Below are 25,411 nucleotides of genomic sequence, written 5' to 3'. Positions count from 1 at the left end.
GGCGGCGCCCGCCGCCTGCCTGGTGCTGGAGGATAGCGCGCTCGGCGTGCGCGGGGCGGTGGCGGCGGGCATGGTTTGCTACGGCTTCGCCCCCGGCGGCGCTGGGGCGGCCTTGCGCGCGGCGGGCGCCGCGGGGATCATCACCCGGCTGGATGAGATTTTCGAGGTACTCGCATGACATTTCCCGCCCTGCTGCCCTGGTTCCACTGGTTTCTCGCCCTGCATATCATCTGCTTCACCGCCTGGATGGCGGGAATGTTCTATCTGCCCCGGCTCTATGTCTATCATTGCCAGACCTTGCCCGGCGCGGCGGATTCGGAGCGTTTCAAGGTGATGGAACGGCGCTTGCTGCGCCAGATCATCAACCCGGCGATGATCGCCACCGTCATCTTCGGCCTGCTGCTGGTGTTCACGCCCGGCGCGGTGGACTGGCGCGCGGGCTGGTGGTGGACCAAGATCGGCGCGCTGATCCTGCTCTTCGGCTTTCATGGCGCCTGCTCCCGCTGGCGGCGGGATTTTCTCAACGACGCCAACCGGCATAGCGAAAAATTCTACCGCATCGCCAACGAGGTGCCGACCCTGCTGTTCATCGTCATCGTCATCGCCGTGGTGGTAAAGCCGTGATCGTCATCAGCCTGCCGCTGCTGCTCGCCTTCATCGCCGCGGCGGCGGTGTTGACCATCACCCCCGGCGTGGACACGGCGATGGTGCTGCGCGCCTGCGCGGCGGGCGGGCGGGGGCCGGGCTGGGCGGCCGCGCTCGGCATCTGCCTCGGCTGCCTGGTCTGGGGGGCGGCGGTGGCGCTGGGGCTGGGGGCGGTGCTGCGCGCCGCGCCGCAGATCTATGAGATCGTCAAATACGCGGGCACGGCCTATCTGGTCTGGGTGGGGGTCAATCTGCTGCTCCATCCCCGCCGCGCCCTGGAGGCGGGCGGCGCGGCGCCCCGGCGCGGGGCCTGGAGGGCGGCGTTCCGGCGCGGCCTGCTCACCGATCTGCTCAATCCCAAGATCGGCGTGTTCTATGTCACCTTCCTGCCCCAGTTCATCCCGGCAGGGGCGAGCGTGGCGGCGGAAGGGGTGATGCTGGCCCTGATCCATGTGGGGATGACGCTGGGCTGGTTCGCGGTGCTCATCGCCGCCTCTGCCCCGCTGGCGCAAAGGCTGCGCGAGCCGCGCATCATCGCCGCGCTGGATAGGGTCGCGGGCGGGGTGTTCATCCTGTTCGGGGTCAGGCTGGCCTTCTCCCGGCGGTAGGCAGGGGGTTCAGCTCCGGTAGGAGCCGTTGATATCGATATAGCCGTGGGTGAGATCGCAGGTCCAAACCCGGGACCGGCCCTCGCCCAGGCCGAGATCGACGATGATGTCGATCTCCCGCCCGCGCATATGGGCGACGACCGGGGCCTCGTCGTAACCCGGCGCGACGCCGCCCTGGCGGGCCATCCATACCCCGCCAATGGCGATGGAGAGCCGGTCCCGGTCCGCCGGCTCGCCCGCCTTGCCGACGGCCATGACGATGCGGCCCCAATTGGCGTCCTCCCCGGCGATGGCGGTTTTCACCAGCGGCGAGTTGGCGATGGCCAGGCCGATCCGCTTGGCCGAAGCGTCGCTGACCGCGCCTTCCACCGTGATGGTGATGAACTTCTGCGCGCCCTCGCCATCCCGCACCACCAGCAGGGCGAGGTCGAGCAGCACCTCGTGCAGGGCGCGGCGGAACTCGCCGGTATCGGCCCCGGCGTCGTTGCCCGCCGCGCCGGTGGCGAAGAGCAGCACCGTGTCGGAGGTCGAGGTGTCGGAATCGATGGTGATGCGGTTGAAGCTCGCCTCCACCCCGGCGCTGAGCATGGGTTGCAGAATGGCGGCGGGCAGGGCGGCGTCGGTGAACAGGAAGCAGAGCATGGTCGCCATGTCCGGCGCCACCATGCCCGAGCCCTTGGCGATGCCGTTGATCCGCACTGTCCGGCCGCCGAGCCGGGCCGTGCGGGTGGCGCCCTTGGGGAAGGTGTCGGTGGTCATGATGGCGTGGGCGGCCCCGGCGAAGCCATCCTCGCGCAGCCCGGCTTGCAGGCCGGGCAGGGCCGCGACCAGCTTGTGCACCGGCAGCACCTCGCCGATCACCCCGGTGGAGGCGAGAAAGATCTCCCGCGGCGAGCCGCCGAGCAGGGCGGCGGCGGCCCTGGCGGTCTCCTCCACCGCGCTGAGGCCGGCGAGGCCGGTGAAGACATTGGCGTTGCCGGCATTGACCACCAGGCCGCGCGCCCGGCCCGCCGGGAGGATTTCCCGGTCCCAGCTCACCGGCGCGCCGGGGCAGAGATTGCGGGTGAACACCCCCGCCACCGTGCTGCCCGCCGCCAGCTCCGCCAGCAGCATATCCGTGCGGCCCTGATAGCGTATGCCCGCCGCCGTGGTGGCGAGACGCAGCCCGGCGATGGCGGGCAGGTCGGGCAAGGGCCGCGCCAGGGGCGAGACGGGCGGTTTCGCCATGCCGGAAGGGTTAGTGGCTGGCGGCGGGCGGCGTTTGTGGCAGCGGCTTGCCGTCCGGCCCGAACATCTGGATCTTCACCTGCGAGCGCACCTGGTCCAGCGTCGCCTGCACCGCCTGGTTGGAGAGTTTCTGCTCGATCTGCGGCTTCACCTCATCGAGGGTCGGGGTGGGGCCGGTGCGCTTGCCCTCGCAGAGGATGATATGCCAGCCGAACTGGGTCTGCACCGGGGTCTTGGTGTACTGGCCGGGCTTGAGGGCGAAGGCGGCGTTGGCGAAGGCGGGCACCATCTCGTCCTTGGAGAACCAGCCGAGCTCGCCGCCATTCTTGGCGCCGGGATCGGTGCTGTATTTCTGGGCCAGCTTGGCGAAATCCGCGCCCTTGTTGAGCTGGGCGATGATCTCCTTGGCCTGGGCCTCGGTGGGGACGAGGATCTGCCGCGCCTCGACCTGCTCCGGCCCCGGCTGGTTGGCGTAATGCTGGTTGTAATAGGCCTGCACGGCGGTATCCGAGACCTGGGAGCCGACGGCCTGCTGCACATAGGCGTTTTCCAGCTGGATATTGGCCGCCTGCCGCATGCGCGCCGCCACGGCGGGGTTGTTCTGCAAGCCTTGCTTCTGCGCGGCGATGAGCAGGGCGGCGCGGTCCACCTCCTGGTTGACGAGCAGGGGCAGAAGCTGCTCGGGCGGTAATTGCTGCGCCTCGGGCGGCAGGCTCTGCGCCGCCTGCTGGATATCGCTCATATGGATCTCGATATCATTGACCTTGGCGACCACCGGATCGGCATTGGCGGGGGCCGAGGCGGCGGCGCCGGAAGCGGCGGGGGCGCTGGCGCCGGTCTGCGCGTAGGCGGGCGCGGCCAAAGCGAGGCCGAGCGCCAGAAGGGAAAGCTTGGGCAGACGGCGCATATAACGGACCCTTTGATGCTGTAATACGGGATTCCTATGGGCCAAACCCCGCCATACGGCAAGCGGGGCCCCGTTTTACGGCCGGGCCCGGCTATTGTAATGGCGCGGATATGATCGTCCGCCCCCGTCTCACCCTCTTCACGCTTCTTTTCGCCCTGCGCGGCTCGATCCTGCCGGTGATCGCGCCTCGCCTCGCCGTTATCTTCCTCATCTCCTGCGTCGCGCTCGGCCTGCATCAAATCTGGGCCCTGCATATCGGGGTGGCCGGCATCGCGCCCTTCACCCTGCTTGGCCTTGGCCTCTCCATTTTCCTCGGCTTCCGCAACAATGCCTGCTATGCCCGCTGGTGGGAGGGCCGCCAGCAATGGGGGGCGGTGATCTCCACCTCCCGCACCCTGCTGCGGGACCTCAACGCCCTGCTGGAGGAGGACGACCCCGCCCGCCGCCGCATCGCGCACAGGCTGGGCGCGTTCGCCCATGCGCTGCGCGCCGAATTGCGCGGGGTGGAGGACGCGGCCCCCCGCGACTGGCTGCCCGCCGGGGGCTGGGCCCGCCCGCCCCGCAACCGCCCCGCCGCGGTGCTGGCGCTGCTGGCCCAGGAATTCGGGGCGCTGCGGCGGGCGGGGATGATTTCCGATATTTCCTACCGGCTCTTCGCGGACCATCTGGCGGTGCTCACCACCGCGCAGAGCGCCTGCGAGCGGCTGCGCTCCACCCCCATGCCCTTCGCCTATTCCCTGATGCTGCACCGCACCGCCTGGCTGTTCTGCGCCATGCTGCCCTTTGGGCTGGTGGATGATCTGGGGCTGGCGACGCCGGTGCTCACCTGCATCCTCGCCTATGCCTTTCTCGGCCTGGACGCGCTGGGCGAGGAGCTGGAGGAGCCTTTCGCGGCCAGCCAGAACGGGCTGCCGCTGGACGCGCTGGTGCGGGTGGTGGAGATCTCGGTGGCCGAGGCGCTGGGCGAACCCGCCCCCGCCCCCCTGCAACCCAAGAACTTCGTGTTGCTATGACCCCTATTTGACCCTGCCCGCCCCCGCGATTATGTCAACGGGCGGAAGTCTCCCCCCATCATCGCGGATTTTGCTTCATCATGTTGTCCAGCCTTGCCCGCGCCGTTTTCGGCTCCAGCAACGACCGCGCCCTCAAGGGCTACAGGCGGCGCGTGGCCGCCATCAACGCGCTGGAGCCGCAAATGGCGGCGCTGGACGATGAGGGGCTGCGGGCCAAGACCGCCGAGTTCAAAACCCGGCTGGCGGCGGGGGCCAGCCTGGATGATCTGCTGGAGGAAGCCTTCGCCGTGGTGCGGGAGGCCTCGCGCCGGGTGCTGGGGATGCGCCATTTCGACGTGCAGCTGATCGGCGGCATGGTGCTGCATGACGGCAGGATCGCCGAGATGAAGACCGGCGAGGGCAAGACCCTGGTCGCCACCCTGGCCGTCTATCTCAACGCGCTGAGCGGCGAGGGCTTGCATGTCGTCACCGTCAACGACTATCTCGCCCGCCGCGACGCCGAGCAGATGGGCCGGCTTTACGGCTTTCTCAGCCTCTCCACCGGGGTGATCGTGCCGGGGGTGGAGGAGCCGGCGCGGCGCGAGGCCTATGCCGCCGACATCACCTACGGCACCAATAACGAGTTCGGCTTCGATTATCTGCGCGACAACATGAAATACCGGCTGGAGGACATGGTGCAGCGGCCCTTCAGCTTCGCCATCGTCGACGAGGTGGACTCCATCCTCATCGACGAGGCGCGCACGCCGCTGATCATCTCCGGCCCCTCGGACGAGCCGACCGCGCTCTACACCCAGGTGGACGCGGTGGTGGAGGCGTTTCTCGCCAAGGGGCGGGGCGAGGACGGCAGGCACGAATTCTACGAGAAGGACGAGAAATCCCGCACGGTCAACATGACCGAGGCGGGGGCAGAGACGGTGGAGGCGATGCTGCAGGAGGCGGGGCTGTTGACCGGCGGGCTTTACGACCGCGCCAACGTGCCGCTCGTCCACCATGTCCAGCAATCCCTGCGCGCGCGCACCCTGTTCACCCGCGACGTGGATTACATCGTCCGCGAGGGCAAGATCGTCATCATCGACGAGTTCACCGGCCGCATGCTGGAGGGCCGGCGCTATTCCGACGGGTTGCACCAGGCGCTGGAGGCCAAGGAGAAGGTGGAGGTCCAGCAGGAGAACCAGACCCTGGCCTCCATCACCTTCCAGAATTATTTCCGCCTCTACCCCAAGCTGGCGGGCATGACCGGCACGGCGATGACCGAGGCGGACGAGTTCGAGCAGATCTACAAGCTCTCGGTGGTGGAGATCCCGACCAACGTGCCGGTGATCCGCGACGACCAGGATGACGAGGTCTACCGCACCGCCCGCGAGAAATACGAGGCGGTGATCAAGCTGATTCTCGAATGCCGGGAGCGCGGCCAGCCGGTGCTGGTCGGCACCACCTCCATCGAGAAGAGCGAGATCATCTCCGGCCTGCTCAAGGCGCGCGGCATCCGGCACAACGTGCTCAACGCGCGCTTCCATGAGCAGGAGGCGAAGATCGTCGCGCAGGCCGGCGCGCCGGGCGCCATCACCATCGCCACCAACATGGCCGGGCGCGGCACCGACATCAAGCTCGGCGGCAATTACGAGATGCGCCTCGTCCTGGAGCCGGGGGCGGATCCGGAGGCGCTGCGGGCCGAGATCGCCGCCAACCACGAAAAGGTGAAGGCGGCGGGGGGGCTCTTCGTCATCGGCACCGAGCGGCATGAGAGCCGGCGCATCGACAACCAGCTGCGCGGCCGCTCGGGCCGCCAGGGCGACCCCGGCGCCTCGCGCTTCTTCCTCTCGCTGGAAGACGATCTGATGCGCATTTTCGGCTCTGAGCGCATGGGCGGGATGCTGCAGAAGCTCGGGCTGCGGGAGGGGGAGGCGATCATCCACCCCTGGATCAACCGGGCGCTGGAGAAGGCGCAGAAAAAGGTCGAGATCCGCAATTTCGACATGCGCAAGAACGTGCTGAAATATGACGACGTGATGAACGACCAGCGCAAGGAGGTCTATGCCCAGCGCCGGGAATTCATGCGGGCGGAGAGTGTCGCCGATGTGGTGGCCGAGATGCGCCAGGACGTCATCGCCGCGATGGTAGAAAACCGGGTGCCGGAAAAAGCCTTCGCCGAGCAATGGCAGACGGAGGAGCTGGCCGCCGATGTCAAGCGCGTGCTGGGGCTGGACCTGCCCATCGCCGCCTGGGCGGCGGAGGAAGGGATCGACGAGCGGCATCTGCGCGAACGGATCGAGGCGGCGGCGGAGGCGGCGGCCGCGGCCAATGCCGCGCAATTCGGGGCGGAACTCTACGCCTATATCGAAAAATCGGTGCTGTTGCAGACGCTGGACCATGTCTGGAAGGAGCATCTGCTGGCGCTGGATTATCTGCGCCAGGGCATCGGCCTGCGCGGCTATGGCCAGCGCGACCCGCTGAACGAATATAAGCGCGAGGCCTTCGCCATGTTCGCGGGCATGCTGGAGGAGCTGAAGGAGCGGGTGACGCTTGCCCTCGCCCATGTGAGCCCGCAACTGCCGATGGCGCCGCCGCCGCCGCCCGTCCAGGAATTGCACCCGCTGCCGGGCGGCTTGCAGGGCGGGCTGGCGCTGGCGGAGCCGGATATCCGCAATACCGACGCGGGGTTGCCCGGCTTTGGCGAGGGCGAGGTGGACCCGGCCCGGCCCGAGACCTGGGGGTCCACCCCCCGCAATGCTCCCTGCCCCTGCGGCTCGGGCCGGAAATTCAAATATTGCCACGGGCGGGTGTGAGGGCGGCGCGGCGGCGCCGGTAAAGCATGGCGGCGGCCACCCAGCCGCCGATGAAGAGGGCGGTGATGGCGGTGCCGAGCAGCCCGCAGGCATTGCCGTGGTTGAACGCCGCGACGGGCCGCCAGAGCCGATTTTGCAGCAGCCCCAATAACTCCACCCCGCCGACGCCCGCCGCGAACAGGGCGGGAAACAGCATGAGGCCCCAACCGGGCAGGCCAAGGGTCAGCCCGCGCGCGGCTTAGTCCGATTTGAGGTGCGCGAGCAGTTTCTCGATGGCGGCGGGCTTGTCGATCTGCTCGAGGGCCGCGTATTCCGCCGCGAGCCGGTCGAGGGCGGATTCGTAGATCTGCCGCTCGGAGAAGCTCTGATCCGGCTGGCCGGCATTGCGGTGCAGGTCCCGCACCACCTCGGCGATGGCGGCGGGGTCGCCGGAATTGATCTTCGCCTCGTATTCCTGGGCGCGGCGGGACCACATGGTGCGCTTGATGCGGGCGCGGCCCTTGAGGACGGTGAGCACCTCATCGAAGCCCTTGCGGGAGGTGAGCTTGCGCAAACCCGCGCTGCGCGCCTTGGTGGTGGGCACGCGCAGGGTCATGCGGTTCTCATCGAAGGTGATGCAGATGAGTTCGAGCTTGTGCCCGGCGATCTCCTCCGTGGCGATGCGGTCCACCTTGCCGACGCCATGGGTGGGATAAACGACATAGTCGCCCGCCTTGAAGACCTCCGCCTTGGCGGGGGCGCGCGGCGGGGCGAGCGGACGGATGGGCCCGGCGGGCACGCCGCCATGCATCACCGGGGCGGGTTGCGCGGCCTCGGTCTGGGGGGGCTTGGGCGCGGGTTTGGGGGATGGGGGCGCGGGTTTGGGGGCGTTCTGTTCCGGCTCGGATTTCGCGGCTTTGCTGGATGCGCCGCTCTTTGCTTTTTCCGTCATTACCACTCCGCTGAGGCGCCGCCGCCCGGCGCCGTAACATGAAAGCCGGGCGTGGCTGGGCCCGCCCGGTTGGCTCTGCCCGCCATAGCAGAGTTTCCCCTCCCCGTCATCTCGGGGGAGGATGCCCTTATTTTTGCCGCCAGGGCAGGCCGTCCGCCTTCCACCCCGCCACGGCGCCGCGATGGCCGCGCGCGTCCAGCGGCCCCTCGAACCCATCCTTGACGTTGAAGACGTGCTTGTATCCGGCGGCCTGGGCGGCCTGGGCGGCGGCCAGGCTGCGCCCGCCGGTACGGCAGAGGAAATAGACCGGCGCGGCGTGTTTCACCTTCGCCGCCAGCTCCTCCAGGAATTTCGGGTTGGGCTGCATGCCCGGAAAGAGCTGCCACTGGATGAGGAGCGGCTGTTTGCCCGCCTCGCTCAGCTCCGGCAGGCCGACGAAATTCCATTCCGCCTGGGTGCGCACGTCGCATAAAACCGCGTCGGGGTGGCTCATCAACGCCTCCCAGACCTGTCGCGGCGGCACGTCTTCGATCATAATGTCCTCCGGAATCTCTGGTCTTTGACCGCAGCATAGCGAGGACGATGCCGAATGGAAACAGTGGCGGAGGGGGTGATCGGCGCGGGTTTTCCGCCGGTGCCGCCATGGAGGTGACCGACGCGGCGGCGCTGGACGCGGTGGAGTTGCTGGCGGCCTTCGCCAGCGGGGCGCTGACACCGTTGCAGGCCCTGCAAGGAGTGACGGAACGGATCGCCCGCCGCAACCCGGAGATCAACGCTTTCGCGGCGATGAACCCGCAGGCGCTGGCGGCGGCGCGGGAGAGCGCGGCGCGCTGGCGGGCCGGGGCGGCGCGGCCGCTGGAGGGCGTGCCGGTGACGGTGAAGGATCTCATTGATGTGCGCGGCCTGCCGACCCGGCGGGGCAGCCGGGCGACGGTGGCGGAGCCCGCCGCCCGGGACGCGCCGCTGGTGGCGGCGCTGCGCCGGGCCGGGGCGGTGATCACCGGCAAGACCGCCACCACAGAGTTCGGCTGGAAATCGCCCGGCGACAATCCGCTCGGCGGCATTACCCGCAACCCATGGAATCCGGCCCATACGCCGGGCGGCTCCTCCGCCGGGGCCGCCGCCGCCGCCGCCGCCTTTTTCGGGCCGCTGCATGTGGGCACGGATGGCGGCGGCTCCATCCGCATCCCCGCCGCTTGGAGCGGGGTGGTGGGGCTGAAACCCAGCTTCGGGCGGGTGCCGCAATGGCCGCTGGGCGCTTTCGCGCCGCTGGCGGTGGCGGGGCCGCTCACCCGCTCGGTAGCGGATGCGGCGCTGCTGCTCTCGGCGCTGGCCGGGTTCGACAGGGCGGACCCGTTCTCCCTGCCCGAGCCGCCGCTGGATTTTAGCGCCGGGCTGGAGGCGGGGGCGGCGGGGCTGAAGATCGGCATTCTCCGCCAGCCCGGTTTCGCCGCGCCCGCCACGCGGGCGGCCTGGGCGGCGGTGGAGGAGGCGGCGGCGCTGCTCGCTCAAGCGGGGGCGGAGATTGGCGAGGCCGCGCCGGATTTGCCCGATGCCGGGCGGGTGTTCAGCGTTTTCTGGGGGGCGGGGCTGGCCCGCACCGTGTTCGCGGTGCCGCCGGAGCGGCGCGGGCTGATCGAGCCGGGGCTGCGCGCTTTGGCGGCGCGGTTCCGCGACACCATGGCGCTGGACCTGCTGGAGGCGGAGGCGGCGCGGGTGCAGGCGGCGCACGCCATGGCGGCGCTGGAATTCGACGCCCTGCTCTGCCCCGCCGTTCCCGCGTCCGCGCCGCTGGTGGATGCGGTCTGGGACGACCCGGTGGCGGCGCTGACCCGCGACTGGGCGCCCTGGACCGTGCTGTTCAGCCTGACCCGCCAGCCCGCGCTTTCTTTGCCGATGGGGGTGGATGAGGCGGGGCTGCCCGTGGCGGTGCAGATCGCCGCCCCGCTCTACCGCGACGACACGGTGCTGCGCGTGGCGCGGGCGGTGGAACGGGAGCTGGGCTGAGCTCAGGCTCTCCGGCTGTCATGTCCGAATGATCATGTAGAAGTCACCCATGCGGCTTTGCCGGGATGGGCGCGGCGTGATATAAAATCGCCTCTTCCGCGCGGAGACCCCTCCCGACCGGATAGGGCGCGGCCTAGGCCGGGTGAGCCGGCCGCCGTCGATGTCTCCGCTTTTACAGCCAGCAAAGAGGTTCGTCATGAAACTCTCGACTGTACGCATTCAACAAACCCTGGACCAGTTGGACCAGCCCGCCGTGGTGGTGCCGGAGACGCATCCCAATGCCGGACAATTCTCGGGCTTTTTCGGCGAGCACACGTTTTTTCTCGACGAGGACGGCTTGCAGATCGTCGAGCCGCTGGACCCCGCCGCCGCCGGGGAGGCGGGGCAGGTGATCCGGGTGGCGATGTGGAACGATCCGGAGCGCACGACACTGGCGGCGATGCCCGCCGAGGCGACGGGGGTGGTGGTGACCTTCCCCACGCCAGAGAGTCATCCCGTGGATCGCGCCGTCGCGGATAGTTTCCCGGCGAGCGATGCAACCGCTCATAGCGGGATCACCGGGCCCGACGATGTGTGAGTGACCGGCTGAATTAAAGGCCGGAGTCTTCCAGGCCGGCCCCGCTTTCCTCTGTATGGGCAGAGGAGAGGGGCCGGTTTTTTGTTGTGAACGTTATATTTAGGTTAGAAATACAAACAAAAATCACACCAACGCAGTTAATGAATTTAATATGTCCGGCTGATAACCTATAATGTTCAAAAAGACACCAGAGACTGTCGCATAAATATTTTACGGAAGATTAAAAGGATTAAGGATTTTCCGGAATCGGTTGCAACCCTAAAGGCCGCTCACTAGCTTGCGGTGGGTCAGGCGTGAAGCCTGTCCGGTATACGATCTGCCGTACCCTGGAAACGGAGAGGAGATTCGACATGACTCAGAACAGTAATCCTGGCAATTTCGCGAACGACCGTGAGAAAGCCTCCGCCGCCGGCCATAAGGGCGGGCAGCATAGCGGCGGCAATTTCGCCAACGATCCCGAGCGCGCCGCGGAAGCGGGCCGCAAGGGCGGCCAGCACAGCGGCGGCAACTTCGCCAATGATCCCGAGCGCGCCGCGGAAGCGGGCCGCAAGGGCGGCCAGCACAGTGGCGGCAACTTCGCCAATGACCGTGAGCGCGCCGCCGAGGCCGGCCAAAAAGGCGGCCAGCACAGCCATGGCGGCGGCAGCCATGGCGGCGGCAGCCACAGCGGGGGCAGCCATAGCGGCGGCAATTTCGCCAACGACCGTGAAAAAGCCTCCGAGGCGGGCCGGAAGGGCGGTTCCCACTAAAAGGGAAGCGGGGGTGGCCTCGCGCCACCCCGCCTTCCGTCCGGCGTCCCGCGTGGCGCTTGACCTGAACCTCATTGAAACTTCATGAAACAGAGGAAAACGAAACGATGGGACTTTTCACCACTCCGATAAAAACGCTCGATGATCTCTTTCTGCACACGCTGAAGGATATTTATTACGCCGAGAACCAGATCACCAAGGCGCTGCCGAAGATGATCGAGAAAACCACCAACGAGACCCTGAAATCAGCGCTTACCCACCATCTCACCGAGACCAAGACGCAGATCACGCGTCTCGACAAGGTGTTTCAGACGCTCGGCAAATCCCCGGAGGGCACGAAATGCGACGCCATCGTCGGCATCGTCGACGAGGCTGAGCAGATCATGAGCGATGTGGGCGACAAGAACGTCCTCGACGCGGCGATCGCCTCTTCCGCCCAGGCGGTGGAGCATTACGAGATCAGCCGTTATGGCACGCTCATCGCCCTCGCCAAGCAGCTGGGCCGCAAAGACGTGGTGCCGCAGCTGGAAGAAACCCTGAAGGAAGAAAAACAGGCCGACCAGAAGCTGACCGATGTGGCGAACGCTCAGGTCAACCGCATGGCGGCATAAGTCCGCCGCCTGCGGGCGGAGAAAACGGCGGTTCTCTGGCGGGGCCGCCGTTTTTTGTGAAAAAGAAACAAACCAGAGGAGCACACACATGAATTTGCGGAATTTGATGCTCGCCGGCGCAGCGGCTTTGGCCTTTTCCTTACCCGCGGCGGCCCAGGTGAGCAGCACCACCACCCCAACCGGCAATGATACGGGCACGGGCGCGGTGGGCAGCGGCGCGGCCTCTTCGAGTGACAATGGATCCAGCACGGGAACGGCGAGCGGTTCCACCATGGGCTCCACTGACAACGGCTCCATGAGCAGCGGCTCGATGAGTGGCGGCTCCACCTCTTCCAGCAATGTCTCTCAGCAGGATTCCAACTTTGTCACCATCGCCGCGCAATCCGGTCTCGCCGAGGTGCAGATGGGCACGCTCGCGGAGCAGAAGGGCGGCGCCAGCGTCAAGAAAATCGGGGCGCGCATGGTGGCGGACCACACCAAGGCCAATACCAAGCTGAAAGAGATCGCCGAGCGGCTCGGCGTCGTGGTGCCCGCCAGCCTCTCCTCGGCCGACCAGGAGACCTACACCAAGCTGCAAGGCGAGAGCGGTGCCGGTTTCGATTCGGATTATCTGGCCGCGCAGCTTACCGCGCACAAGCAGGCCATCTCGCTGTTCAGCCAGGAGGCCGAGCGGGGCAAGGATGCGGCTTTGCGCAAATTCGCGGCGCGCACCTTGCCGGTTCTCAAGGAGCATCTGTCGATGATCGAGGCCGCCCAGAAACACGCGGGCGGGTGAGGGCCTCGCGGCCCTCACTTTAATTTGCGGAAATGAATCGCTGATTTAGCTGGTGCCGCCCGGCGGCGCGCCTAAATGCTGGGGTCAGGTAATTATGGAATAAACGTCATGGCATCTGACCCGAATTCCTCTCCCAGCGATTATAAGACCGTCAAGATCGCCGATATTGAGATCCCTCGCGCCGCTGATGGCACCACCCACCAGATGGCCGAGGGCGATGCGCCGATTTTGACCACCGCGCAGGGAATTCCCGTCGCGGATGATCAGAATTCGCTGAAAGCGGGGACGCGCGGCCCGACCTTAATGGAAGATTTCGTCATGCGCGAAAAAATCTTCCATTTCGACCATGAGCGTATCCCTGAGCGGGTGGTGCATGCGCGCGGTTTCGGCGCGCATGGCTATCTGGAGATCACCAGTGATTTGCTGAGCCGGCACTCCGTGGCGGATGTGTTTCAGCGGGTGGGGGAGAAAACGCCGGTTTTCGTCCGCTTCTCCACCGTCGCCGGCAATAAGGGCTCGGCCGATCTGCCGCGCGACGTGCGCGGCTTCGCCGTGAAGATTTATACGGGCCAAGGCAATTGGGACATCGTGGGCAACAACATCCCCGTCTTCTTCATCCAGGACGCGATGAAATTCCCCGACCTGATCCACGCCGCCAAGCAGGTGCCTGACCGCGGCTTTCCCCAGGCGCAAACGGCGCATGACAATTTCTGGGATTTCATCTCGCTCTCCCCCGAATCGATCAACATGGCCCTGTGGATCATGTCGGACCGGACGATCCCGCGCAGCTTCCGCTTCATGGAGGGGTTCGGCGTCCACACCTTCCGCCTCATCAACGCCGAGGGCGGCAGCAGCTTCGTCAAATTCCACTGGAAGCCCAAGCTTGGCGTGCAATCGGTGGTGTGGAACGAGGCGCTGAAGCTGAACGGCGCGGACCCGGATTTTCACCGCCGCGATTTATGGGAGGCGATCCAGACCGGCAATTTCCCGGAATGGGAATTCGGCGTGCAGATCTTCGACGAGGCCTTCGCCGAAGCCTTCGAGTTCGACGTGCTCGACCCGACCAAGCTGATCCCGGAGGAGCAGGTGCCGGTGCAGATGGTGGGGCGGCTGGTGCTCGACCGCACCGTGGATAATTTCTTCGCCGAGACCGAGCAGGTGGCCTTCTGCACCGCCAACGTGCCGCCCGGCATCGGCTTCACCAACGACCCCCTGCTCCAAGGCCGCAACTTCTCCTATCTGGACACCCAGTTGAAGCGGCTGGGCGGCCCCAATTTTACCCATCTGCCGATCAACGCGCCCAAATGCCCCTTCCATCATTTCCAGCAGGATGGCCATATGGCCTTCGTCAACCCCAAGGGGCGGGTGAATTACGAGCCGAATAGCTGGGGTGAGGGCCAGCGCGAATCCCCCGCCCGGGGCTACCGGCCGGCGCGCGAGCAGGTCAGCGGCGATAAGCTGCGGATGAAAGGCGAGTTATTCGCCGATCATTACAGCCAGGCCCGGCAATTCTATCTCAGCCAGACGAAGATCGAGCAGATTCACATCCGCAACGCCTTCACATTCGAGCTGAGCAAGGTGGAGACCCCCGCCATCCGCGCCCGCGTGGTCGCGCATTTGCGGAATGTGGATGAGGGGCTGGCGAAGGCGGTGGCCGAGGGGCTGGGGCTGGAGGAGATGCCGGCGCCCGCCCCGCCCGCGCGGCCGGTCGTCACCAGCCTCAAACCCTCTCCCGCCTTGTCGATCGTGGAGAACGGGCCGGGGAGCTTCAAGGGCCGCAAGCTCGGCGTGCTGGTGACGGACGGGGCGGATATGGAGCTGCTGCGCGCCTTGCAGAAGGCGGTGGAAATAGAGGGCGCGCTGATGGAGCTGGTGGCGCCCCGGCGGGGCGGCGTGATGTGCAGCGAGGGCATGCGGATGGAGGCGGGTCAGCAGCTTCAGGGCGGGCCCAGCGTGCTTTACGACGCCGTGGCGCTGCTGCCCTCGATGGAAGGCGCGCAAAGGCTGGCGACCGACCCGGCGGCGCGGGATTTCGTCAACGACGCCTTCGCCCATTGCAAATTCATCGCCTATGGCCGGGCGGGAACGGCGCTGCTGGAAGCCTGCAACCTGGTTCCGCTGCTGGATGAGGGCGTCCTCCCTCTCGCCAAGCCCGAGGACGCGGCGCAATTCATCAAAACCTGCGGAGCGTTGCGCTTCTGGCCGCGCGAGGAGAAGCGCGGCTGACGCTCCAAACCCAAGCGGGCCGGAAAACCGGCCCGCTTGCCGTGCGGCCCCTTATGCCCGATAAATCACGGTTTTGTCATACACAAAGCCCGCCTTGCCTCGCAGAAGGCCAGGGATGGATGTTAACGGGGATGCCAGATGAGACGACGTCACACCCTTCTCGCCGCCCTGGCTTTGGGACTTCTCACGGCTCAGGCTCCCCCGCCTGCGGGCGCGCAGGCTCCCGCCAGCCTCGCCCAGGCCCGGGGCGCGGCTGAGCGGCTGCCAACCGCGACGCCGATCAAGCATCTCGTCATCATCTATGACGAGAACGTCTCCTTCGACCATTACTTCGCCACCTACCCGCGCGCCGCCAACCCGCCCGGCGAGCCCAGCTTTACCGCGCGGCCCGGCACGCCGGAGGTGGACAACCTCGTCACGGCCAGCCTGCTGACCAACAACCCCAACTTCACCAACCCCGCCAATGGCGCGGATGCGGCCAACCCGTTCCGGCTCGACCGCGCCCAGGCCGCCACCGCCGACCAGACCCACAACTACACGCCCGAGCAGCGCGCCTATGACGGCGGCAAGGCCGATCTCTTTCCCAAATATACCGGCACGGCCAGCCCCGGCGGGGCGGGCGCCTTTGGCACCAAGGGGCAGGTGATGGGGTATTATGATGGCAACACCGTTACCGCGCTGTGGAATTACGCCCAGCATTTCGCCATGGACGATCACGCCTATACGGACACCTATGGCCCTTCCACGCCGGGGGCGCTGGAGGCGGTGGCGGGCAATACCGATGGCATGGTCATCGTCGCTTCCGCCAAATCCTCCTATTACGTGAAAAACCAGGCCGACGGGACCACCGATTACACGATGATCAACGATGTCGATCCTGGCTACGATCTCTGCTCGAAAAAGACCGACCAGGTGATGATGCGCGGCCGCAATATCGGCGACCTTCTCAATGAGGCGCGGATCACCTGGGGCGGGTTCATGGGCGGGTTCGATCTTGGCGTCACCAACCCCAACGGCACCACCGGCTGCCAGCGCAGCACCCGCTCCGCCGTGGTGGGCGCGGTGGTGGCGGATTACATCCCGCACCATAACTGGTTCCAGTATTACGCCTCCACCGCCAACCCCCGCCATCTGCGCCCCGCCGCGCTGGCGAATATCGGCTATAGCGCCGGGCCGGACGGCAAGCCCGACCCCGCCAACCATCAATACGGGCTGGAGGATTTCTACAAGGCGGCGGCGGCGGGCAATCTCCCCGCCGTGTCCTATGTCAAGCTGCCCGCCTATCAGGATGCCCATGCCGGCTATTCCGACCCGCTGGACGAGCAGGCCGGGCTGGTCAGGCTGCTCAATTTCCTCCAGCGCCTGCCGGAGTGGAAGGATACCGCGGTCATCATCGCCTGGGACGATTCCGATGGCTGGTACGACCACGCCTTCACCCCGGTGACCAGCGCTTCCTTCGACCCCCAGGCCGACCAGCTCGACGGTCCCGGCCAATGCGGCACGGGGCCGGCGGCGCCGGGGCTGGAAGGCCGGCCGGTGAACGGGCGCTGCGGCCCCGGCACCCGCCTGCCCTTCCTCATCGTCTCGCCCTGGGCGCGGGAGAATTACGTGGATCACAGCCTCATCACCCAGGCCGCCATCGTCCGCTTCATCGAGGATAACTGGCTGCATGGGGCGCGGCTGGGCGGCGGCTCCTTCGATACGCGGGATGGTTCGCTGCTCGGCATGTTCGATTTCCGCGCGCCGCCGCGCCTGCGGCCGGTCCTGCTGAACCCGGAGACGGGCGAGGCCGCCGCCCCGCCTTGAGGCCGGTCCTGGCCGCGCTGGCCCTGGTGGCGGCGCTCGCTCTCTGCATCGCCCTCGCCTTCCTTCTCCGCAGCCCGCTGCCGCTGCGGGCATGGCTCGCCCAGCCCGCCGCCAGCCTGGCCCTGGCGCGGGGCTTCAACCCCCGCCCCGCCCCGCTGGCCCGCCCGCCGCGGGCGCCGCTTTCCGCCATGGCCCGGCTGGGGCGGATGATCTTTTATGATCCCGGCTTCTCCGCCTCCGGCCGGCTTTCCTGCGCCTCCTGCCATAGCCCCACCCATTTCTACGGACCGCCCGGGGCCGCCCCGGCGATGATGGGCGGGCCGCGCCTCGACCGCCAGGGCGTGCGGGCCGTGCCCTCCCTGATGTATCTTGCCACCCAGCCGAGTTTCAGCATCGGCCCCGAACCCGCCGGGGATGATGACGCCCCTGCCCCGCTTTTCCCGCCGCCCGCCGCCCGGCCCCGCCCCGCCAAGACCCCCGCCAGTGCCGGGGCGAGCGCCGCCAGCCTGGTGCCGCAAGGCGGTTTATTTTGGGATGGACGGGCGCAGACCCTGCAGGGGCAGGCCCTCGGGCCGATGCTCAACCCGCTGGAGATGGATGGCAGCCTTGCCGCCATCGCCGCGCGGCTCGGCGCCCCGCCCTATGCGGAGCGGCTCGTCCAGCTTTTCGGCCCCGCCAGCCTCGCCGATCCCGGCCTGATGGTGTCCGAGGCGATGTTCGCCCTCGCCCGCTTCCAGGTGGAGGATGAGAGCTTTCATCCATTCACCAGTAAATATGATGCCTGGCTGGAAGGGCGGGCGCGGTTCTCCCCGGCGGAGCTGCGCGGCTATCTGCTGTTCAACGATCCGGCGAAAGGCAATTGCGCCGCCTGCCACCTGGACCAGCCCGCCCCGGATGGCGCGCCGCCTTTGTTCACCGATCATCAATTCGAGGCGCTGGGCCTGCCGCGCAACCCGCATTTGCGGGCCAATGCCAACCCCGCCTACGCGGATCTGGGGCTTTGCGGCCCCTACCGCGCCGATTTCGCCGGCCAGAGCCGGTATTGCGGTATGTTTTTAACCCCCACCCTGCGCGACGCGGCGGCGCGGCGGGTCTTCTTCCATAACGGGGTGTATCACTCGCTGCGGGAGGTGCTGGATTTCTACGATTTCCGCGACACCGATCCGGCCCGGATCTATCCGCGCGCCGCGGATGGCAGGGTGGAAATATTCAACGACCTGCCCCGCGCCGATCGGGCGAATATCGACACCACGGACCCGCCCTTCACCCGCCATCTGGGCGAGGCGCCCCCCCTCACCCCCGCCGAGGAGCGGGACATCATCGCCTTTTTGCAAAGCTTGACCGATGGCTATGGTCGCGACCCGGCCGACAGCGGCGGCGGCCCGCGCTAGGCTGCCTCCTCGCACCGGCAATGAGAGGCGGGATGTGTCCAACCGGGGAGCGGCCCGTCACCCTCGTCACGGCGAGGCCGGCTACATCACCGGCCAGGGGCTTCTCGTGGATGGCGGGGTGATGCGCGCCCTGTGACGGCGTCTCCTCTTTCGCGCGGCCTCGCCCGCCGGCGCGCGGTTCAGTATTCCATGTTCTCGGGCGGGAAGCGGCGCATCATCAGCTTCTCCTTCATCTCCAGCACTTGCTCCTGGCGCTGGTTGAACAGCCGCACGCAGCCGAAGAAGATGCCCCGCTCGCCATCCGAGAGGTTTTTCTTGTCTTCCACCGTCACGGTGGCGCGCAGCGTGTCTCCCGGCTTGACCGGCGCGAAGAATTTGAAGCCGAGATCGAGCGCGGCGATGGTGGCGGGGCCGAGAATATCCTCCATCATCCCGGCGGCGAGCGCCGCCGTCATCAGCCCCGGCGCGATCCGCCCGCCAAAGGGCGTGTGCTTGCGGGCGAATTCGTCATTGATGAAAATCGGCACTTTCAGCCCGGCGAAGCAGGTGAAATTGACGATATCGGCCTCGGTGACGGTGCGGCCATAGCTTTTATACTCGTCACCGATGGTGAAATCGTCGAGATAGCGGTTGGACATTGATGTTTCCTCGGCTGTTGCTTCCGCCCGGCGGGCCGGGCCGGGCGATGGTAGCCCATGAACCCGGCCGGTCAATCACGGTCGGTGCTTCTTTTTGCGCGCGGCCGCCCCGCCAACCCCGCGCGCCTTTTTGTTTCGCGCGGCCGCCCCGCCAACCCCGCGCGCCTCATTCCAGGACGACGAGCAGATCCTTGGCGTCCACCTGGTCACCGGGGCGGACGAGAATGGATTTCACCACCCCGTCGCACGGGGCGGAAAGCTGGCTCTGGATCTTCATCGCCTCGATCGCCAGCAGCGCCTCGCCCTGCTTGACCGCCTGGCCCTCCTTGACCTGGATGGTGGCGACCGAACCCGGCATGGGCGCGCCCACCTGCTTGGGATCTTTCTCGTCGATCTTGCGGCGGGCCGGGCGGGAGGGGGTGACGAGCCGGTTGGGCACGCTGATCATGCGCGGCTGGCCGTTCAGCTCGAAAAACGCCTGGACATTGCCGTCCTCATCGGTGTCCGAGAGGGTCTGCAGGCTGATGACGATGGTCTTGCCCGCCTCCAGCGTCACCGAGATCGTGTCCCCCGGCTTCATCCCATAGAAATAGATCGGCGTCGGCAGCACGGAAACCGGGCCGTATTGGCGCAGGGATTGGATGAAATTGGCGAAGACCTCGGGATACATGAGGTAGGAGGAGAGGATGCGGTCGAAAATCTCGATGCCGCACCGGGCGGCGGCCTCCTTGCGCGCCGCCTCGAGATCCTCGGGCGGCATCAGCGCGCCAGGGCGCACGGTGATGGGCGCCGCCCCGCGCAGCGCCTTTTTCTGGATCGCCTCCGGCCAGCCGCCGGGAGGCTGGCCGAGATCGCCGCGCAGCATCTCCACCACCGATTGAGGGAAGGAGATCTCCCGCGCCGGGTCGAGCACGTCTTCCGGGGTGAGATCCTGGGAGACCATCATCAGCGCCATATCCCCCACCACCTTGGAGGAGGGCGTGACCTTGACGATGTCGCCGAACAGATCATTGGCCTGGCGGTAGGCGCGCGCCACCTCGTGCCAGCGGGTTTCCAGCCCCAGGGAGCGGGCCTGCTCGCGCAGATTGGTGAACTGCCCGCCCGGCATCTCGTGCAGGTAAACCTCCGAGGCGCCGGATTTGAGATCGCTCTCGAAGGCGGCGTACTGGGCCCGCACCGCCTCCCAATAAAAGGAGAGGCGGCGGATGGCGTCCGGGCTGAGCCCGGTATCGCGCGGGGTGTGGCGCAGCGCCTCCACCAGCGAGCCGAGGCAGGGCTGGGAGGTGAGGCCGGACATCGGGTCCATCGCCGCGTCGAAGGCGTTCACCCCCGCCTCCACCGCCGCCAGCACCGAGGCGGCGGCAATGCCGGACGTGTCATGGGTGTGGAGATGGACGGGGATGCCCACGCTCTCCCTCAACGCCTTCACCAGCGCGCCGGCGGCGGCGGGTTTCAGCAGCCCGGCCATATCCTTGATGGCGAGGATATGGCACCCCGCCGCCTCCAATTCCCGGGCGAGCTTGACGTAATAATTGAGCGAGTATTTCGCCCGCGCCGGGTCGAAGATGTCGCCGGTATAGCAGATCGCGCCCTCGGCCAGCTTGCCCGCCTCGCACACCGCGTCGATGGCGACCCGCATATTCTCGACCCAGTTGAGGCAATCGAAGATGCGGAACAGATCGATCCCGCCCGCCGCCGCCTGGGCGACGAAGAATTTGACGACATTGTCCGGATAGTTCTTGTAGCCGACGCCGTTGGCGCCGCGCAGCAGCATTTGCAGCAGGATGTTGGGCACGCGCTCGCGCAGCAGGGTCAGCCTGTCCCACGGCCCCTCCTGGAGAAAGCGCATCGCCACGTCGAAGGTCGCCCCGCCCCAGCACTCCAGGGAGAAAAGCTGCGGCAGGCCGACGGCGGTGGCCTTGGCGGCGGCGGCGATGTCGTAGGTGCGCATGCGCGTGGCGAGCAGGGATTGGTGCGCGTCGCGCATCGTCGTGTCCGTCACCAGCGGCCGGGTCTGGGCCAGCATCCACTCCGCGAAGCCTTTGGACCCCAGCCGGTCGAAGATCTGCTTGGTCCCCTCCGGCCGCTCCTCGCCGAAATAGGGCGCCTCCGGCGTGCGGGCGCTGGCCGGGGGTTTGGCCTTGCCGCGCGCCTCGGGGTGGCCGTTCACCGTCACATCGGCGATGTAGCGCAGCAGCTTGGTGGCGCGGTCCCGCCGCCGTTTGAAGTTGAACAGCTCGGGCGTGGTGTCGATGAAGCGGGTGGTGTAATTGCCGGAGCGGAATTCCGGATGGCCGAGCACGGCCTCCAGAAAGGCGAGGTTGGTGGCCACGCCGCGGATGCGGTATTCGCGCAGCGCCCGGTCCATGCGGGCGATCGCCTCCTCCGGCGTCGGCGCCCAGGCGGTGACTTTCTCCAGGAGGGCGTCGTAGAATTTGGTCACCACCGCGCCGGAATAGGCGGTGCCGCCATCGACGCGGATGCCAAACCCATAGGCCCCGCGATAGGCGGTGATGCGCCCGTAATCGGGCACGAAATTATTTTCCGGATTTTCGGTGGTGATGCGGCATTGCAGGGCGTGGCCGCGCAGGGCGATCTCCGCCTGCGGCGGCACCCCGGTCTCCTCCACCACGCCGATGCGCCCGCCCTCGGCGATGCGGATCTGGGCTTTGACGATGTCGATGCCGGTGACGACCTCGGTGACCGTGTGTTCGACCTGGATGCGGGGATTGACCTCGATGAAATAGAATTTGCCGGTATCGCGGTCCATGAGGAACTCGACCGTGCCGGCGTTGCGGTATTGGGTAGCGCGGCCGATGGCCAAGGCGGCCTCGCACAAGGCGGCGCGGGTCGGCGGGTCCATATAGGGGGCGGGGGCGCGCTCGATCACCTTCTGGTGGCGGCGCTGGATCGAGCAATCCCGCTCGAAGAGATGCACGAGCTGGCCGTGGGAATCGCCCAGCAATTGCACCTCGACATGCCAGGCCCGGCGCACGAGTTTTTCCAGATAGACCTCGTCATTGCCGAAGGCCGCCTTGGCCTCGGCCCGCGCCGCCGCCACCGCGTCCAGCAGCCCCTCCTCGCTCTCCACCGGCCGCATGCCGCGCCCGCCGCCGCCCCAGCTCGCCTTCAGCATCACCGGGTAGCCGATCCCGGCGGCGAGGCGGGTCACGGCCTCATTGTCATGCGGCAGCGGGCCGGTGGCGGGCATCACCGGCACGCCGACCGAGGTGGCCAGCTCGCGCGCCGCCACCTTATTGCCGAGCCGGCGCATCGTCTCCGGGGCCGGGCCGATGAAGACGATGCCCGCCGCCGCGCAGGCCGCCGCGAAATCCGGGTTCTCGGAGAGGAAGCCATAGCCGGGATGGATGGCCTCGGCCCCGGCCTGGCGGGCGACGCGCATCATCTCCTCGATGGAGAGATAGGCCTCGATCGGCCCCTTGCCCTTGCCGATCAGATAGGCTTCGTCCGATTTGAAGCGGTGGAGCGAAAGCTGGTCATGCTCCGCATAGACGGCGATGGTGGAAATTCCCAGCTCGGCGGCGGCGCGAAAGACGCGGATCGCGACCTCCCCCCGGTTGGCCACGAGCAAACGGCGGAAATGCTGCACGAAAATCTTCCCCTTCGGGGCCTGCCGGAGCCCGCTTGATGCCTTCGATCCGGCATTATGGGCCGGGAACGCCGCCCCCTTCAAGGCCATTCCGCACTGCCGCAAAGAAAAGGGCGGCCCCGGCGGACCGCCCTTTTTTACTTCGCTTAGGCTGAAACTTAGAATTTATAGCCGACGCCGAAGCCGACGACGGTGGGATCGAGCCCGGTCATCGCGGTGATCGCGCCATGGTTGAGCCGCGCGGCGGTGGGCAGGATCATCTGCTTGACATCGACATTGATGCTCCAATTCCCCTGCACGGGAATGTCGAACCCGACATCGAAGGAGGGGCCGACGGCGGTACGCAGGCCGAGCTTGTCGCTGGTGCCGAGCAGCTGGGCGCTGGGGCTGATGCCGTAGAAGAAGGCGACGGTGATGCCCACCCCGACATAAGGCCGCACCACGCCGAATTGCGGGAAATGCCATTGCGCCGTTAGCGTCGGCGGCAGCACCCAGGCGGAGCCGAGCGTGGCGCCGCCCAGCCCGCCGCCCTTAGCGGTGATGGTGTGGCGGCTGGTCGCGGCGATCAGCTGGAAGGAGAGGTTGGGGGTGACGAAATAGGAGGCGTCCAGCTCCGGCGAGACGCCGGCGCTGATCCCGAGCCTCGCCCCCGGCACCTGGGTGATATGGCTGTCGATATCCTCGGGAATCACGCCGATGACGCTGAGATGGGTCATGATGTCGCCGGCCTGGTAGCCGGTGGGTCCGGAGAAAAGATGGTAGCCCTGGGCCAGGGCGGGGGTGAAGGCCGTGCCGGCCAGCAGGGCGGCCGTGGCGGTCACGCGGAACAAGGACTTCATGATGGCAGGCTCCCGTTTGACTTCAACTGCCTCCCGATAGGCCCGCCCTGCCCTACGCTCTTTGATCTGAAACAAAAAATCCCGGCGGAGCCGGGATTTGCGCGGGTGTGACCTTTTTGCCGGATTTCAGGTAAGCAGCGGCCCCCAGGAGGGGTCGGAGGCGGCGGTCGGCGTGTCGACCACCCTCTCGTTGAACCCGTCCACCCCGATGGTGACGAGGCTGTACCCCGAACCGGGGCTTTGCCGGTAAAACATGATGACGCGGCCATTGGGGCAGAAGGTCGCGCCCTCCACCAGGAACCCTTGGGACAGGATCCGCTCGCCGGTGCCGTCCGGCGCCATCACGCCGATGGAGAAACCGCCGGAGCCGAAGAAGGTATAGGCGATGAGATCGCCCCGCGGCGACCAGCAAGGCTCGGCGTAGCGGCCAGGGCCGAAGGAGATGCGCTTCACCCCCGAGCCGTCCGCGCCCATCACGAAAAGCTGCTGGTTGCCGTCGCGGTCGGAGTTGAAGACGATCTGTGAGCCATCCGGCGAATAGCAGGGGGTGACGTTGATGGAGCCGTAATCGGTGAGCGGCGTCATGCCGCCGCCGCTGAGATTGGTCTTGACGATGGCGGCGCCGCCATCGCGCGCCACCGACATCAGCAGGGAGTTGCCATCCGGGGAGAAGCGCGGGCCGATCGTCATCTCACCGAAGGAGCCGACCAGCTGGGTCGCGCCGCTTTGCAGGTCGAACAGATAGACGCGGGGATTGCCGCCGGTGCGGTAGCTGACGAAGGCGAGCTGCTGGCGAACGGGGTTGTATTGCGGCGTCAGCGCCATATGCGCGCCATCGGTGAGAAACTGGGCGTTGGCGCCGTCGTAATCCATGATGGCGAGGCGGCGGATGGGGCTGGTGGCCGTGCCGGCATTGGAGATGAAGGCGACGCGGCTGTCGAAATACCCTTTCTCTCCGACCATTTGCTGATACACAGCATCGGCGATGATATGGGCGATGCGCCGCCAGTTATCCTGGGTGGTGGTGTAGGCGGTGCCGGTGGCCTGGGACTGGCCGGGCACGTTCCAGAGCCGGAACTCCACCCGCAGCTGGCCGCCCCCGGCATCCTGCACATCGCCGGTGACGACGCCCTGCGCGCCGAGCAGCGTCCAGTTCTGCCAGACCGGGGTGCCGTTATTCACCGAATTCGGCACGAAGCTCGCCGGGTCGATGGCGCGGAACAGGCCGGAATGGGAGAGGTCGTCGGAGATCACCTGGGTGATCTGCGCGCCGGTGCCGGAGGTGGCGAACGGGGTGATGGCGATGGGGATGGGCGCGTTCTGGGCCCCGCTCACCTGGATGGCCGGGCCGTTGCCCCCGCCGGCGGGGGCGCTCTGGGCCAGCGCGGCGGGGGCGAGAAGGCTCGCGGCGCCGGCCGTGCCGAGCAGCCGGCGGCGGGAATAGGGCGGCAGGAATAGACGCGTCATCATCGAACCTCTTACGGGGTGAAGTTGAACAGGAAGGTCTGGGTCTTGCCCAGCATGTAGGAGGGCAGGGGCAGCGTCGCGCATTGATAATTCTCCACGGCGGCGATGGCCCGCTCAGCATAGGCCGCGTAGACCGGGTTGCCCATATTACCCTGGCTGGCGGGGGCGACAACCGCCTGGCGGACGGTGCCGCCCGGGTCTGTGGTAACCAAAAGTTGCACCGAGAAGCCCTGAACCCCCGGCGCGCCCGCATCTATGCCCCAGCAAGGCCGCACATGCGCGCCGATAGCGTTGCGGTCCGCCTCGCTCAGCATGGAATTGGCGGTGCTGTTGGGGCTGCCGCCGCCATTGGGCGCGCCGCCCTGGTCGGGGTTGTATTGGGAGGTGGGCGGTTTCTCCTGCTTCTGGTTCACCCGCAGCTGCGAGAGGGTGTTGAGCACGCTCTTGGAGAGCGGCAGCGGGGTTTTCACCTCGTGCTGCTGGTGGGTGGCCGATTGCGCCGGGGCGGGCGGCTTGGTCACCGGCTGCGGCTTGGGCGGCGGCTTGGCCGTGCTCGTCTGCTTCTGCGGCGGCTGGGGCGGCGGCGGCGGCGGCAGCG

Annotated in this window: 21 protein-coding genes and 1 pseudogene; 12 read left to right on the top strand and 10 right to left on the bottom strand. The window is 67.3% G+C overall.

Features of this window, described 5'->3' with window-relative positions; genetic code table 11:
- Positions 1-174: 174 nt before the first annotated feature.
- Together hemJ and M7H45_RS07095 are read left to right on the top strand one after the other, a co-directional pair.
- The gene (gene hemJ, locus M7H45_RS07100) at positions 175-624 is read left to right on the top strand and encodes a protoporphyrinogen oxidase HemJ (RefSeq protein WP_298215602.1); all 450 of its coding nucleotides are present in this window, start codon (positions 175-177) and stop codon (positions 622-624) included.
- Positions 621-1,253, top strand: coding sequence for a LysE family translocator (locus M7H45_RS07095; protein ID WP_298215601.1), 633 nt, complete (start codon positions 621-623; stop codon positions 1,251-1,253). Before hemJ ends, M7H45_RS07095 begins: the two co-directional genes overlap by 4 nt.
- Before the next feature lie 9 nt (positions 1,254-1,262).
- Here M7H45_RS07095 and argJ read toward each other — a convergent pair whose 3' ends face one another.
- Together argJ and M7H45_RS07085 are read right to left on the bottom strand one after the other, a co-directional pair.
- Entirely contained in the window at positions 1,263-2,480 is a 1,218-nt protein-coding gene (gene argJ / locus M7H45_RS07090) for a bifunctional glutamate N-acetyltransferase/amino-acid acetyltransferase ArgJ (RefSeq protein ID WP_298215599.1), read from the bottom strand.
- Positions 2,481-2,490: 10 nt separating this feature from the next.
- Positions 2,491-3,387 carry a peptidylprolyl isomerase gene (locus M7H45_RS07085; protein ID WP_298215597.1) on the bottom strand — a complete coding sequence of 299 codons (897 nt, stop codon included), beginning with the start codon at positions 3,385-3,387 and terminating at the stop codon, positions 2,491-2,493.
- 110 nt (positions 3,388-3,497) lie between these two features.
- On the opposite strand from M7H45_RS07085, the gene M7H45_RS07080 reads away from it, so the two are divergent.
- Together M7H45_RS07080 and secA are read left to right on the top strand one after the other, a co-directional pair.
- Positions 3,498-4,400 carry a bestrophin family protein gene (locus M7H45_RS07080; protein ID WP_298215595.1) on the top strand — a complete coding sequence of 301 codons (903 nt, stop codon included), beginning with the start codon at positions 3,498-3,500 and terminating at the stop codon, positions 4,398-4,400.
- Positions 4,401-4,480: 80 nt separating this feature from the next.
- Complete coding sequence (gene secA / locus M7H45_RS07075) at positions 4,481-7,186, top strand: preprotein translocase subunit SecA (RefSeq protein ID WP_298215594.1); 2,706 nt, start codon at positions 4,481-4,483, stop codon at positions 7,184-7,186.
- Here secA and M7H45_RS07070 read toward each other — a convergent pair.
- The 3 genes from M7H45_RS07070 to M7H45_RS07060 form a co-directional block, all read right to left on the bottom strand.
- Positions 7,161-7,382, bottom strand: coding sequence for a hypothetical protein (locus tag M7H45_RS07070; RefSeq protein WP_298215593.1), 222 nt, complete (start codon positions 7,380-7,382; stop codon positions 7,161-7,163). The two genes, secA and M7H45_RS07070, sit on opposite strands and share 26 nt — an antisense overlap.
- A gap of 42 nt (positions 7,383-7,424) precedes the next feature.
- Entirely contained in the window at positions 7,425-8,117 is a 693-nt protein-coding gene (locus M7H45_RS07065; RefSeq protein ID WP_298215591.1) for a CarD family transcriptional regulator, read from the bottom strand.
- Between the two features lie 127 nt (positions 8,118-8,244).
- On the bottom strand, positions 8,245-8,652 hold the full coding sequence (locus tag M7H45_RS07060; RefSeq protein ID WP_298215589.1) for a rhodanese-like domain-containing protein: 408 nt from the start codon (positions 8,650-8,652) through the stop codon (positions 8,245-8,247).
- Positions 8,653-8,759: 107 nt separating this feature from the next.
- Between M7H45_RS07060 and M7H45_RS07055 the strand changes: the two genes are divergently transcribed.
- The 8 genes from M7H45_RS07055 to M7H45_RS07020 all read left to right on the top strand — a co-directional run bounded on the left by M7H45_RS07055 (position 8,760) and on the right by M7H45_RS07020 (position 18,259).
- Positions 8,760-10,124 (top strand): amidase family protein, encoded by a 1,365-nt coding sequence (locus tag M7H45_RS07055; protein WP_298215587.1) that lies wholly within the window; start codon positions 8,760-8,762, stop codon positions 10,122-10,124.
- Between the two features lie 196 nt (positions 10,125-10,320).
- The gene (locus tag M7H45_RS07050) at positions 10,321-10,701 is read left to right on the top strand and encodes a hypothetical protein (RefSeq protein WP_298215585.1); all 381 of its coding nucleotides are present in this window, start codon (positions 10,321-10,323) and stop codon (positions 10,699-10,701) included.
- 350 nt (positions 10,702-11,051) lie between these two features.
- On the top strand, positions 11,052-11,450 hold the full coding sequence (locus tag M7H45_RS07045; protein WP_298215583.1) for a general stress protein: 399 nt from the start codon (positions 11,052-11,054) through the stop codon (positions 11,448-11,450).
- Between the two features lie 107 nt (positions 11,451-11,557).
- Positions 11,558-12,061, top strand: coding sequence for a ferritin-like domain-containing protein (locus M7H45_RS07040; RefSeq protein ID WP_298215581.1), 504 nt, complete (start codon positions 11,558-11,560; stop codon positions 12,059-12,061).
- An 88-nt stretch (positions 12,062-12,149) separates the two neighbouring features.
- Entirely contained in the window at positions 12,150-12,836 is a 687-nt protein-coding gene (locus tag M7H45_RS07035) for a DUF4142 domain-containing protein (protein ID WP_298215579.1), read from the top strand.
- A gap of 204 nt (positions 12,837-13,040) precedes the next feature.
- Positions 13,041-15,062, top strand: a complete 2,022-nt coding sequence (locus M7H45_RS07030; protein WP_298215603.1) for a catalase — start codon at positions 13,041-13,043, stop codon at positions 15,060-15,062.
- A 138-nt stretch (positions 15,063-15,200) separates the two neighbouring features.
- On the top strand, positions 15,201-16,868 hold the full coding sequence (locus tag M7H45_RS07025; protein ID WP_298215578.1) for a phospholipase C: 1,668 nt from the start codon (positions 15,201-15,203) through the stop codon (positions 16,866-16,868).
- On the top strand, positions 16,865-18,259 hold the full coding sequence (locus M7H45_RS07020; protein WP_298215577.1) for a cytochrome-c peroxidase: 1,395 nt from the start codon (positions 16,865-16,867) through the stop codon (positions 18,257-18,259). Before M7H45_RS07025 ends, M7H45_RS07020 begins: the two co-directional genes overlap by 4 nt.
- A 179-nt stretch (positions 18,260-18,438) precedes the next feature.
- Here M7H45_RS07020 and M7H45_RS07015 read toward each other — a convergent pair whose 3' ends face one another.
- From M7H45_RS07015 to M7H45_RS06995, 5 genes and pseudogenes are all read right to left on the bottom strand, one after another.
- Positions 18,439-18,897 carry a MaoC family dehydratase gene (locus M7H45_RS07015; RefSeq protein ID WP_298215576.1) on the bottom strand — a complete coding sequence of 153 codons (459 nt, stop codon included), beginning with the start codon at positions 18,895-18,897 and terminating at the stop codon, positions 18,439-18,441.
- Between the two features lie 166 nt (positions 18,898-19,063).
- Positions 19,064-22,507: a pyruvate carboxylase gene (gene pyc, locus M7H45_RS07010; protein ID WP_298215575.1), complete on the bottom strand. Its 3,444-nt coding sequence runs from the start codon at positions 22,505-22,507 to the stop codon at positions 19,064-19,066.
- 158 nt (positions 22,508-22,665) lie between these two features.
- The gene (locus M7H45_RS07005) at positions 22,666-23,346 is read right to left on the bottom strand and encodes an OmpW family protein (protein ID WP_298215574.1); all 681 of its coding nucleotides are present in this window, start codon (positions 23,344-23,346) and stop codon (positions 22,666-22,668) included.
- 126 nt (positions 23,347-23,472) lie between these two features.
- Positions 23,473-24,816, bottom strand: coding sequence for a Tol-Pal system beta propeller repeat protein TolB (gene tolB / locus M7H45_RS07000; protein WP_298215573.1), 1,344 nt, complete (start codon positions 24,814-24,816; stop codon positions 23,473-23,475).
- Between the two features lie 8 nt (positions 24,817-24,824).
- Positions 24,825-25,411: pseudogene (locus M7H45_RS06995) on the bottom strand (hypothetical protein); the annotation flags it as partial.

The sequence above is a fragment of the Acidocella sp. genome (genome assembly GCF_027352905.1).
In the GTDB taxonomy this organism is placed as follows: Bacteria; Pseudomonadota; Alphaproteobacteria; order Acetobacterales; family Acetobacteraceae; genus Acidocella.
This window is presented reverse-complemented; position numbering and strand designations above follow the sequence as displayed.

Coding starts and splice junctions, on each gene's coding strand:
- hemJ (WP_298215602.1), top strand. CDS start 175: ATGACATTTCCCGCCCTGCTGCCCTGGTTCCACTGGTTTCTCGCCCTG.
- argJ (WP_298215599.1), bottom strand. CDS start 2,480: ATGGCGAAACCGCCCGTCTCGCCCCTGGCGCGGCCCTTGCCCGACCTG.
- M7H45_RS07085 (WP_298215597.1), bottom strand. CDS start 3,387: ATGCGCCGTCTGCCCAAGCTTTCCCTTCTGGCGCTCGGCCTCGCTTTG.
- M7H45_RS07080 (WP_298215595.1), top strand. CDS start 3,498: ATGATCGTCCGCCCCCGTCTCACCCTCTTCACGCTTCTTTTCGCCCTG.
- secA (WP_298215594.1), top strand. CDS start 4,481: ATGTTGTCCAGCCTTGCCCGCGCCGTTTTCGGCTCCAGCAACGACCGC.
- M7H45_RS07070 (WP_298215593.1), bottom strand. CDS start 7,382: ATGCTGTTTCCCGCCCTGTTCGCGGCGGGCGTCGGCGGGGTGGAGTTA.
- M7H45_RS07065 (WP_298215591.1), bottom strand. CDS start 8,117: ATGACGGAAAAAGCAAAGAGCGGCGCATCCAGCAAAGCCGCGAAATCC.
- M7H45_RS07060 (WP_298215589.1), bottom strand. CDS start 8,652: ATGATCGAAGACGTGCCGCCGCGACAGGTCTGGGAGGCGTTGATGAGC.
- M7H45_RS07055 (WP_298215587.1), top strand. CDS start 8,760: ATGGAGGTGACCGACGCGGCGGCGCTGGACGCGGTGGAGTTGCTGGCG.
- M7H45_RS07050 (WP_298215585.1), top strand. CDS start 10,321: ATGAAACTCTCGACTGTACGCATTCAACAAACCCTGGACCAGTTGGAC.
- M7H45_RS07045 (WP_298215583.1), top strand. CDS start 11,052: ATGACTCAGAACAGTAATCCTGGCAATTTCGCGAACGACCGTGAGAAA.
- M7H45_RS07040 (WP_298215581.1), top strand. CDS start 11,558: ATGGGACTTTTCACCACTCCGATAAAAACGCTCGATGATCTCTTTCTG.
- M7H45_RS07035 (WP_298215579.1), top strand. CDS start 12,150: ATGAATTTGCGGAATTTGATGCTCGCCGGCGCAGCGGCTTTGGCCTTT.
- M7H45_RS07030 (WP_298215603.1), top strand. CDS start 13,041: ATGGCCGAGGGCGATGCGCCGATTTTGACCACCGCGCAGGGAATTCCC.
- M7H45_RS07025 (WP_298215578.1), top strand. CDS start 15,201: ATGAGACGACGTCACACCCTTCTCGCCGCCCTGGCTTTGGGACTTCTC.
- M7H45_RS07015 (WP_298215576.1), bottom strand. CDS start 18,897: ATGTCCAACCGCTATCTCGACGATTTCACCATCGGTGACGAGTATAAA.
- M7H45_RS07005 (WP_298215574.1), bottom strand. CDS start 23,346: ATGAAGTCCTTGTTCCGCGTGACCGCCACGGCCGCCCTGCTGGCCGGC.
- tolB (WP_298215573.1), bottom strand. CDS start 24,816: ATGATGACGCGTCTATTCCTGCCGCCCTATTCCCGCCGCCGGCTGCTC.